Below are 11257 nucleotides of genomic sequence, written 5' to 3' on the forward strand. Positions count from 1 at the left end.
TGAAACAATTCACGCGGGGCCCTGCCTTGTCTAACACTCACCCCTGCCATTACTCTTTCAGCCTCCCTGTCCCGGGACACAAGAACAGGAAAGGCACTACATATGAAGAAATTCATTTCGCTTGCAGCAGCTAGTGCACTAGTTGTAGGAGTATCTGTAACAGTTGCTCCATCAGCTTTTGCAGCTTGCACAGGCAACCCAGCAATTTACTTCCAAGGCGCGCTAACAGGCCCATACCAGGAAACTGGAATTAACGAGGCTAACGGTGTGATCTTGGCGATCGATAAGTACAACGCATCAAACCCAAAGGTTAAGGTTGAATACAAGTCAATCGATACTCAGGCTTCAGGCGCTAACTCACCAGCTCTAGCTCAGAAAGTCGTAGAAGACGAGTGTGCAATTGGTGTCGTTGGTGGAATGTACTCAGGTGAAACACTTGCTGCAGTACCTATCTACGAAGGTGGAAAAGTTCCAGTAGTTTCACCATCTGCAACTAATCCAGCTCTGACAAACAAGTCTCCATACTTCCACCGTGTCGTTGGTTCAGACCTAGTTCAGGGACCAGCTCTTGCGCAAATCGCAATTAGCCTGAAGTCGAAGCTATTTGTTGTTGATGATGCAACTCCTTACGGTAAGGGGCTTGCAACAATCGTAAAGAAGACAGCAGGCAAGATTGTTGTTGGAACCGACGGAGTTACAGAAGGTACAACTAACTTCACTTCTGTTGTTTCAAAAGTTAAGGCTTCAAAGGCAACTGCGGTCTTCTACGGTGGTTACTACCCAGAAGCTTCAATCTTTATCAAGGCTCTACGCGACAACCCTGCGACAAAGAACGTTAAGTTCATTGCTGGAGATGGTGTTCTTGATGGCGAGTACATCAAGCTTGCTAAGAAGAATGCAGAAGGAACTTACCTAACTGCTCCAGGTCAGCCAATGGAGAAGGTTGCTCCTGCTCTAGCTGCTGAATACAAGAAGAAGTTCAACCGCGCACACGGTCTCTACACTCTAGAGGCATACAACTCTGCGTATGTTCTTCTTCAGGGCATCAAGGCTGGAAAGACCACTCGTGAAGCTCTAAACACATGGTTGGGTGAAGCTGTAGTTAAGGTAAATGGAACAACTATTTCCTTCTCAGCAACTGGAGATCCTGACAACATCGTCATGAACCAGTACACAATCAAGAATGGCCAAATGGTTTGGGTTAAGAGACTTTCATAAGTTTCTTGCCAAGCTAACATTAATCAAGTGGCGGGTTCTAAATAGTGAACCCGCCACTTGATTCATAAACAAAGGAAGTAAAGTGAATTTTTCAATCTTGGTAACAGATTTTTGGTCACTCACAATTGATGGCATCGTGGTTGGCGCAATTGTCGCGCTAGTTTCTCTGGGATACACCTTGGTGTACGGAGTTCTTCGCTTAATTAACTTTGCGCACTCCGAGATTTTCATGATCGGAACTATGACTTGCTATCTCGTAATTCAACAATTTGGTTTCACGGGATATGAAGAACCATTACCTCTTTGGAAATTTGCTTCACTATTTTTACTATTCGGCCTAACCGCTGCCATCGTGAGCGGTGTTGCAGCAGTTATTTTAGAGATTGTTGCATATCGCCGCCTGCGTGTATTAGGCGCAAGCAGATTAAGCTCACTGATTTCTGCGATAGGCGCATCCTTTTTCCTTGTAGAAGTTTTCCAGAAACTCTCGGGAGCTAAGAATCTAGATTTCCCACGCTTGATAAGCAAGGAACCAATATTCACCTTTAGCAGTGCGTATATTTCTGCAGATAAAATCCTTGTAATTGTGGGAGCAGGAATCGTCTTTTACATTTTGAATAGAATCATTAACCACACAAAGCTGGGACTCGGAATCAGGGCTGTATCTCAAGATGAGAAAACTTCGATTTTGATGGGAGTGAATGTGAATCGCATAATCTCCTACACATTCTTACTTGGCGGTGCATTGGCGGGCGTCGGATCCGCCTTTTATATGGTTTTCTACGAAACAACGAAAGCAAATGTTGGATTCTTGATTGGAATTTCAGCATTTACAGCTGCAGTGCTGGGTGGAATCGGAAATGTTCGGGGAGCTCTCGTAGGTTCATTTGCATTAGGCCTTTTCCAGCAATACACATCAGCGGTACTTGGATATAGCTGGAAAGATGTTGTTACATTCATAATCTTGGTCTTTGTATTACTTGTAAAGCCAACAGGTTTATTTGGTGAATCGTTGCAGAAAGCGAGAGTTTGAGATGAAGGCAAAAGCTTTTAACCTCCGCGATATATTCGGAGATTGGTGGGAGAGTGCCACCCCTATTCAGCGGGGAATCACGCGCACAGTTGTTATCGCGACTTTCTATGCTCTTCCTTTTTTGAATAATCCTGTGATTGATACCCCTGAGACATCCTTTAAGTCAGTTCTGTTCTATCCACTAGTTCTATTTGCCTTAATGGCGGTCGGACTAAATGTTGTTGTTGGCAAGTCAGGAATACTTGATCTTGGGTATGTGGCCTTCTTTGCCATTGGCGCATACACACACGCTGTGATGAGCGCACGAACGCCGCTAAATTTTTGGGAAATTCTTCCCTTTGCAATGGGTTTTGCCATGTTGGCAGGATTGATTCTGGGTCTTCCTGCATTAAGACTCAGAGGCGATTATTTAGCGATCATCACCCTTGGTTTCGGTGAGATCATCCGTATTATTGCTATTAATACAGAAGCAATTGGTGGGGCAGCGGGTATTACCGATATCCCAGGTCCAACCCCAATATTTGGATTTGAGTTCTCAGTGATGGACCCACGTCCTTATTACTGGCTAACTTTGACTCTTTTGATCTTGGTTATTTGGGGAGTTCTTCGACTTTCTCATAGAAAGCCGGGCCGTGCTTGGGAAGCGATTCGCGAAGATGAAGATGTCGCTGAATTTATGGGAGTGGCTACTCTGAAATACAAATTGTGGGCCTTCATTATTGGCGGAGCTGTTGGTGGATTAGCAGGAGCAATTTATGCTTCCAAGATTCGCTCAATTCAACCAGAGTTATTTACCCTCAATTTATCCATCATGATTCTTGCTTGTGTTGTATTCGGCGGAATGGGAAATATCTGGGGTGTTATTTTGGGAGCGGTGCTTTTGGGTTATATCCCTGAAAAGCTTAGATTCCTCAGTGATTACAGAATCATTTTCTTTGGTTTATTGATGGTTGTAATGATGAATATCCGACCAAATGGTTTGATGCCTCGTAAGAAACGGGAGAAATTCCAGGAGAAGATTTCATGACAAAAAAACTATTAGAGATTCAAAATTTAGTTGTGAAATTTGGTGGCGTTACAGCCCTCAATGAAGTGAACCTTCATGTCAACGAGGGTGAGATAGCTGCACTTATCGGTCCTAATGGAGCCGGTAAAACAACAGTGTTTAATATTGTCACCGGCTACTACAAGCCGTTATCTGGCGATGTATTGGTTGATGGCAATTCAGTTCTTGGCTTGAGACCATATTTGATCGCTCGTATGGGCTTAGGACGAACCTTCCAAAACATTAGATTATTCGGCGACATGACAGCTCTTGAAAATGTAGCTACTGCAGCAGATGCATTAAATAAGTCTGGTCTGCTCTCCGCGCTATTCGGATTAGGTCGTAGCCGTAGAGATGAAAAGCGAAGCATGGAAACGGCACAATCTCTTTTGGAGTTTATTGGCCTAGACCATCGAGCACATCAAATGGCAAAGAATCTTCCTTATGGAGATCAAAGAAGACTAGAGATCGCAAGAGCTTTGGCGCTTAACCCCAAGGTTCTTCTTCTCGATGAACCTGCTGCCGGCTTTAATCCGCAGGAGAAGGTTGAATTGGGTGATCTGATTTTGAAGATTCGAGATAAGGGTTATGCGGTGCTTTTAATTGAGCATGACATGAGTCTTGTTATGAAGATTTCAGATCGCATCTCAGTGCTTGATTTCGGACAAAAAATTGCCGAAGGCACACCTTCTGAAATCCAGAAAAATCAAAGAGTTATCGATGCCTATCTAGGAGTTGCAGAAGATGCTTCTTAATATTAAAGATCTACATGTCTCATACGGCAAGATCAAGGCGATCAAGGGAATCTCTCTCGAAGTGCCAGCCGGTGAAATCGTGACTCTCGTTGGAGCCAATGGCGCAGGAAAGACAACCTTACTGAAGACTATTTCTGGGCTGCTTCAACCAGCAAGCGGAAGTATTGACTACGAAGGTAAACCACTTTCCGATATCAAGCCCTTCGAACGTGTTGTTGAAGGTATTTGCCAAGCTCCAGAAGGACGCGGAATTTTCCCTGGAATGACCGTCCTGGAAAATCTGGAAATGGGAAAGTTCAGCCGCGTCGCTGCAAAATCTGAGAATGCTCAAGATCTAGAAATGGTTTATAACTTATTTCCACGTTTGAAGGAGAGAGCAAACCAAGCCGGTGGAACTTTGTCGGGCGGAGAGCAACAAATGCTCGCGATTGGCCGTGCGCTAATGAGCCGTCCTCGATTACTTCTTCTCGATGAACCTTCTATGGGTCTTGCACCAAAATTCATCGCCCAAATTTTTGAGATCATTCAAGAGATCAAAAAGCAAAATGTAACTATTCTTTTGGTTGAACAAAATGCGGCTAAAGCCCTAACAATTGCAGATCGTGCTTATGTACTTGAAACAGGGTATATAACAATGCAGGGTAGTGGTGTTGAACTATTGAATGATCCAAAGGTTCGTCAGGCTTATTTGGGCCACGGCGCTTAAAGAGCTAGCGATCCGCGAGGATCATGCAGGTGATACGGGCAGTGCAGGTGCGCTGTCCGTCTTCATTTGTAATCACAATATCCCAGCAGCACAGCGTCTTTCCGATTGAAACCGCTGTTGCAACACCTGTCACCATTCCAGTTGCTGTTGCTTTGTGATGGGTTGCATTGATATCGATTCCAACAATTCTGCGATTTGCGCCAGCATTTATTTGAGTTCCGATCGAACCAAGACTTTCGGCGAGAACAACATTTGCGCCACCATGAAGAATTCCCATTGGTTGGGTATTTCCTTCAACAGGCATCGTACCCACCAAGCGAGTCAATGAAGCTTCGGTAATTTCGATGCCCATCTTCTTATCAAGGGCGCCGCTTCCGCGCTCACGAATAATTGAAAGATAATCCGGTTCTGTCATGCGCTGAGTCTAACGGGCACTCTACGATGCATCCATGACCAAACGCCTATTACTTATCGATGGGCACTCCATGGCATATCGTGCTTTTTACGCATTACCTGCTGAGAACTTCACGACCGCCCAAGGTCAGCACACCAACGCTATTTATGGCTTTGCAACGATGTTGCTTTCGCTGCTCTCAAGTGAAAAGCCAACACACGTTGCCGTAGCTTTTGATGTATCGCGCAAAACATTTAGATCCGAAATTTTCCCGGAATATAAAGCCAATCGTGCAAAGACCCCTGATGAGTTCAGATCACAGATGTCCTATTTACATGAGCTGGTAACCGCTTTTGGAATCACAACATTTGAGGTTGAAGGTTTTGAAGCAGATGACATCATCGCCACAATTGCAAAGCAGGCAGAGCGAGAAGGCGCAGAAGTATTTATCTGTACCGGCGATCGCGATTCATTCCAGTTGGTTAATGACAAGACAACTGTTCTGTATCCAAAGCGTGGCGTCAGCGATTTAACTCGAATGACTCCAGATGCCGTTCAAGAAAAGTATGGAATGTCTCCTGAGCAGTATCCAGATTTTGCCGCGTTACGTGGAGATCCAAGTGACAACCTGCCATCTGTTCCGGGAGTCGGAGAAAAAACTGCGGCTAAATGGGTTGTTGAATACGGTTCACTTCACGAACTTATTGCCAACATCGACAAGCTAGGTGGCAAAGTTGGGCAGTCCCTACGCGATTCAATTAATGATGTGATTCGAAATCGCGAGCTAACACAACTTGTTGCAAATGTTCCGCTTGAGTTAAGTATTGATGCTCTTGCTTGGAGCGGCGTAGATGAGAACAACACCAACCCACTATTTGAAAAGCTTGAGTTTAAAACCCTTAAAGATCGCATGAAACCAATTTTGCTCAAAGGCAGCGGCAAGAGTGCAGAGCCGGCCCTGGAATTATTCGCGGCAGAGATCGCCGAAGGGGTTTTAACTCCAGAAGAGGCATCAACGAAGATCGCACAGCACAGCGGCGAGATCGCAATCGCTTTTCAGTTAGTGGAAGAAAAATTGCACCGATATGCAGTTGCCTTGAGTCCGGATGATGTTTTCTTGGTGCATTCAGCGGTGATGGGGGATTGGGCCACTAATTCGGCGGTTCCGAAGATTGCGCATGATGCAAAATCACTTGCTCGAACAAATGGTTTGACTGGAATCGCTTTTGACACCTCACTTGCTGCCTATCTAGTAAATCCTGGTGTTCGCGCACAAGAGTTAAAAGATATTCAGGAACGTTGGGGAGATGGTTCTGCAATCAACCAATCCTCGCCAGAACAAGAGCTTCTTACATCGGCTCGTGCCATGTTTACCTTAAAGGATTCCCTCACCCGCGAGCTCAAAGAGCGCAATGTGTGGGAGCTCTTCACGACAATGGAGTTACCTGTCGCCGACCTTTTAGCGCGCATGGAATCAATCGGAATTGCAGTCAACAGAAAAGAGCTCGAATCCCTTGCCGCCTTTTTTGAAGGTGAGGTCGCTCGCGAAACTAAGGCGGCTCATGATGCGGTTGGGCATGAATTTAATGTTGCATCGCCGAAGCAATTACAAGTTGTCCTGTTTGACGAACTGAAATTACCAAAGACCAAGAAGATTAAAACTGGCTACACAACAGATGCCGAAAGCTTGGATTGGTTACACCAAAAGAGCGGCCATCCCGTTCTTACCTCGCTGCTTCGAATTCGTGAAACAAAGAAGCTCGGAACAACTGTTGAAGGCTTGATCGCTGAAATTGCAAAGGACGGTCGCATCCACACCCATTTCCAGCAAACTGTCGCTGCAACGGGACGCCTGTCATCAACCGGACCAAATCTGCAAAACATCCCAGTGCGCACCGAAGAAGGTCGCAGAATTCGAAACTGTTTTACCGTTGGCAAGGGCTATGTTGCATTGCTGACAGCTGATTACAGCCAAATTGAAATGCGCATCATGGCGCACTTGTCACATGATGAAAAACTTTTATCCGCCTTTGCATCGGGTGAAGATCTGCATGCGACAGTTGCTGGTCTTGTCTTTGGCGTTAAAGCATCTGAGGTTGATCCTGAAATGCGCCGACAAATGAAGGCGATGTCATATGGACTTGCATATGGACTGTCTTCCTATGGTTTAGCCGCGCAGCTGGATATTTCACCACCTGCAGCACAACAGTTAATGGACACATACTTCGAACGATTTGGCGGAATCCGTGATTACTTAAAGGATGTCGTAGAAGAAGCACGCAAAGTTGGCTACACCGAAACCATTATGGGTCGACGTCGATACCTGCCAGATCTTATGCATGACAATCGTCAACGTAGAGAAGTTGCAGAACGTATGGCTCTCAATGCACCGATCCAAGGATCAGCAGCAGACATTATTAAGTTAGCGATGCTCAATGTTCAAAAGGCAATCGAAAAGGAAAAATTGAACTCTCGCTTGCTTCTGCAGATTCACGATGAATTGATTCTTGAAGTTGTTAAGGGCGAAGAGGAGAAAATTAGCGAGCTTGTTCGTCGCGAAATGGGAGCTGCTTATCCGCTCAATGCACCATTAGATGTAAATGCAGGCTTGGGACTTACTTGGCACGAGGCGGCTCACTAACTACTTAACGTCGTCAGAGATATCTTTCATTGCGCGTAGATCCTCTTCTTCAGTTGGAACATCATTTGCTGCAGAGAGTCGACCTTTTCCGATTGTGAAAATTATTAAACCAATGATCAACATTATTGGCGTCAGCGCTAAACCAGTACGTGGCGAGTAATGCTCTGACACCCAACCACCAACTGCAGCACCAATTGCCATGAATGAACCTTCAACACTCCAGATCCATCCCAGTGATGAAGTTTGTGAACCTTGCGGACGAACCGCTTCCAAAACTTCAAAGTAAAAGACTTGTACCGCTCCGCCAATAAATCCGATTCCGGCACCGACTACCGCCATAGACCAATCAGGGTAGGTAAAGACAAATGGAATACTGGCAGCAACCCAGATTGCGTATGCGCGCAGAAGCGCTGAAAGGGGAGCTAATCTTTTCGAAACCAATCCACCCAATAAACCACCAATTACATTTGCAACTCCAAAGGCTGCAAAGATCCACGCGACGCGATGAGCAACACCTTCTTGGGTGGCAAAGGCTGGAACGGCAACATCAAATACACCCCATCCAAATCCGATGAAGCAACCTTCAAACATCAGAAGTTGAATCGCCTTATCGCGCCATAATCTTTGTTGGCCCTTTTCCTTCTTTTCTGGAATCCAGTTTCGAGACACCGAGGTTAAAGCAAGCGCAGTTCCACCGATCAGCATCAGCGCTGCGGTAACTCCAAGACCAAGTGCTGGATGTGAAGACAACGCCAAAGTTGTAATAACAACAGGACCAATCACCGATGTAAAACTCATCATTGATGAATCAAGAGCGTAGGCGGTGCGTAAGAAGTTTTCTGGAACAATGTCTTTCCATAAAGGTCGAACAGATAAATTAATTGGGGGAGCGGTTGCTCCTAAAACAAAAGCAGTGATCAGAAGCGATTCTTTTGATTGCATGGTGTTGAGCGCCAGGATCATCGCTGCATATGAAGGAACCAATATTCGAAGTGGCCACTTTTGTCCCCAGCGATCCATGACAGATCCACGAACTCCCGCGGTCAAAGATCCAGCGAGCGAGTTCAATCCAATAGCTAGACCTGCAGCTGCAACAGATCCTGTCGTCTGCTCTGTTTTAAAGAAGATTCCCAGAGCGATCATGGAATAGGCCAATCGGGCAGGAAATGCGCTAATTGCCAGAATCAGCACATTAGGCATCGCCAGTAACTCTTTATATCGCTTCATATCGAGTTTTAGTCTAGCGATCACGCTCAATAATTCATGCGGATTTGCCCTCACAAGCGTGCAAACCGTACCCTTGCCCTTCAGCCGCGAAAGCGGGAACTACTACTTTCTATCCCTACGGAGCACAATTGTCTACACCACAAATTGCAGTAAATGACATCGGATCAGCTGAAGATTTCCTAGCAGCGATCGAAGGCACAATCAGAAATTTCAATGATGGCGACCTAGTTTCAGGTGCCGTTGTTCAAGTTGGACGCGATGAAGTTCTTGTCGATATCGGATACAAGACAGAGGGTGTTATTCCTTCTCGCGAACTTTCAATTCGCCACGATGCAGATCCAAACTCAATCGTTAAAGTCGGTGAGATTATTGAAGCTCTCGTTCTTCAGAAAGAAGACAAAGAGGGTCGCCTGATTCTTTCTAAGAAGCGCGCACAGTACGAGCGTGCATGGGGAGACATCGAAGGCAAGAAGGAGCGCGACGAGGTTGTCGTCGGAACTGTTATTGAAGTTGTTAAGGGCGGACTTATCGTGGACATCGGTCTACGTGGCTTCCTTCCAGCATCACTTGTTGAAATGCGTCGCGTTCGCGATCTGACTCCATACATTGGCAAGCAGGTTGAAGCACGCATCATCGAGCTTGATAAGAATCGCAACAACGTTGTTCTTTCACGTCGTGCATTCCTTGAGCAGACACAATCAGAATCACGCACAACATTCCTGAATCAGCTTCAAAAGGGCCAGGTTCGCACAGGTGTTGTCTCATCAATCGTTAACTTCGGTGCTTTCGTTGACCTTGGTGGCGTAGATGGTTTGGTTCACGTTTCAGAGCTTTCATGGAAGCACATCGATCACCCAGGTGAAGTTGTTGAAGTTGGCGACGAGGTAACTGTTGAAGTTCTCGAAGTTGATTTCGAGCGCGAGCGTGTATCGCTTTCACTGAAGGCAACACAAGAAGATCCATGGCAGGCATTTGCTCGCACACACACAATCAATCAGGTTGTTCCAGGTGTTGTGACAAAGCTTGTTCCATTCGGTGCATTCATTCGTGTTCACGAAGGAATTGAAGGCCTAGTTCACATTTCAGAGTTGGCAGAACGCCACGTTGAAATTCCAGAGCAGGTTGTTCAGGTTGATGATGAACTATTCGTAAAGATCATCGACATCGACCTAGAGCGTCGTCGTATTTCACTTTCTCTCAAGCAGGCTAATGAAGGTACAGAGATTGAGATCGAAGCATTTGATCCAACTCAGTACGGAATGGCTGCTCGTTACGATGCAGAAGGAAACTTCATTTACCCTGAAGGTTTCGATGCTGACTCACAAGAGTGGAAGCCAGGATTTGAAACACAGCGCGAAGAGTGGGAAAAGCAGTACGCCCAAGCTCAAGAGCGTTTCATGGCACACAAGAAGCAGAAGGCTGAAGCGAAGGCTGCAGATGCAGCTGCAACTCCAGCAGATGAAGTTGCTGCTGAATAAGTAATAAAGACTTCCGTAAAAAGGAGTCCAGCTTGAAGTCGCGAGAAAAACGTTTGAACCTCGCTAACTTCAACTGGACTCCTTTTTCTTTGTACAGCACCCTTTCTTGCATCATCCAAATCCCCTCTTAAAAGATTGAGGTGGCGATAAGATTCAACTATGCGGGTGATTGCTTTAACTGGGGGCATTGGTTGCGGTAAGTCATTGGCGGCGCAATTCTTTGCTGAACTTGGAGCGTTGGTGATTGATGCTGATCAGTTGGCCAGGGCGGCGATTGAACGTGGGTCAAAGGGTTTTGATGAAGTAGTTACTGTATTTGGTGATGGTGTTTTAAGGAATGGCGATATTGATCGCCGAGCACTTGGTGAATTGGTGTTTAAGGATCCAATCGCAAAACAAAAGCTGGAAAACATCGTTCACCCCTTTGTTCGACGTGAGTTTGAAGAAGCTGTTGCATCGTTAAAGGCTGATGAAGTTTTGGTGTATGAAATTCCATTGCTCGTTGAAACAAAAGCGCATGAAAGATTTGATTTAGTAATCACCGTTGAATCTGAAATGGAAAATCGCATCGCACGTCTTCGTGACCGCGGAATGCATATCTCAGAGATTGAAGGCCGGATAGCAGCACAGGCCACTCGCGAGCAGCGTATAGAGGTGGCTGATTTCCTCATTGAAAATGATGGAACTGAGGATGAGCTACTGCGCCAGGTCGAAAACATTTGGGATAGCCTCCACGATAATTAGTAAGTAGGCTTGGCAA

Annotated in this window: 10 protein-coding genes; 8 read left to right on the forward strand and 2 right to left on the reverse strand. The window is 45.8% G+C overall.

The window, feature by feature from the left end:
- Positions 1-102: 102 nt before the first annotated feature.
- From AC8GFU_RS03125 to AC8GFU_RS03145, 5 genes are all read left to right on the forward strand, one after another.
- The gene (locus tag AC8GFU_RS03125; RefSeq protein WP_506627050.1) at positions 103-1218 is read left to right on the forward strand and encodes a branched-chain amino acid ABC transporter substrate-binding protein; all 1116 of its coding nucleotides are present in this window, start codon (positions 103-105) and stop codon (positions 1216-1218) included.
- A gap of 82 nt (positions 1219-1300) precedes the next feature.
- On the forward strand, positions 1301-2251 hold the full coding sequence (locus tag AC8GFU_RS03130) for a branched-chain amino acid ABC transporter permease (protein WP_506627051.1): 951 nt from the start codon (positions 1301-1303) through the stop codon (positions 2249-2251).
- A gap of 121 nt (positions 2252-2372) precedes the next feature.
- A complete protein-coding gene (locus AC8GFU_RS03135) occupies positions 2373-3278 on the forward strand; it encodes a branched-chain amino acid ABC transporter permease (protein ID WP_506627052.1) in 906 nt (301 codons plus the stop codon).
- Entirely contained in the window at positions 3275-4051 is a 777-nt protein-coding gene (locus AC8GFU_RS03140; RefSeq protein ID WP_506627053.1) for an ABC transporter ATP-binding protein, read from the forward strand. Before AC8GFU_RS03135 ends, AC8GFU_RS03140 begins: the two co-directional genes overlap by 4 nt.
- On the forward strand, positions 4041-4757 hold the full coding sequence (locus AC8GFU_RS03145) for an ABC transporter ATP-binding protein (protein ID WP_506627054.1): 717 nt from the start codon (positions 4041-4043) through the stop codon (positions 4755-4757). Before AC8GFU_RS03140 ends, AC8GFU_RS03145 begins: the two co-directional genes overlap by 11 nt.
- A gap of 4 nt (positions 4758-4761) precedes the next feature.
- On the opposite strand, the gene AC8GFU_RS03150 is transcribed toward AC8GFU_RS03145, so the two are convergent.
- On the reverse strand, positions 4762-5172 hold the full coding sequence (locus AC8GFU_RS03150) for a PaaI family thioesterase (protein ID WP_506627055.1): 411 nt from the start codon (positions 5170-5172) through the stop codon (positions 4762-4764).
- A 34-nt stretch (positions 5173-5206) separates the two neighbouring features.
- Between AC8GFU_RS03150 and polA the strand changes: the two genes are divergently transcribed.
- Positions 5207-7792 carry a DNA polymerase I gene (polA, locus tag AC8GFU_RS03155; protein WP_506627056.1) on the forward strand — a complete coding sequence of 862 codons (2586 nt, stop codon included), beginning with the start codon at positions 5207-5209 and terminating at the stop codon, positions 7790-7792.
- Here polA and AC8GFU_RS03160 read toward each other — a convergent pair whose 3' ends face one another.
- Positions 7793-9043, reverse strand: a complete 1251-nt coding sequence (locus AC8GFU_RS03160; RefSeq protein WP_506627057.1) for an MFS transporter — start codon at positions 9041-9043, stop codon at positions 7793-7795.
- Between the two features lie 104 nt (positions 9044-9147).
- Here AC8GFU_RS03160 and rpsA point away from each other — a divergent pair, with 104 nt between their 5' ends.
- A complete protein-coding gene (rpsA, locus tag AC8GFU_RS03165) occupies positions 9148-10497 on the forward strand; it encodes a 30S ribosomal protein S1 (protein WP_506627058.1) in 1350 nt (449 codons plus the stop codon).
- 159 nt (positions 10498-10656) lie between these two features.
- Positions 10657-11241 (forward strand): dephospho-CoA kinase, encoded by a 585-nt coding sequence (gene coaE / locus AC8GFU_RS03170; RefSeq protein WP_506627059.1) that lies wholly within the window; start codon positions 10657-10659, stop codon positions 11239-11241.
- Positions 11242-11257: the final 16 nt, after the last annotated feature.

The sequence above is a fragment of the Planktophila warneckei (SeqCode) genome, assembly GCF_965234675.1.
In the GTDB taxonomy this organism is placed as follows: Bacteria; Actinomycetota; Actinomycetes; order Nanopelagicales; family Nanopelagicaceae; genus Planktophila; species Planktophila warneckei.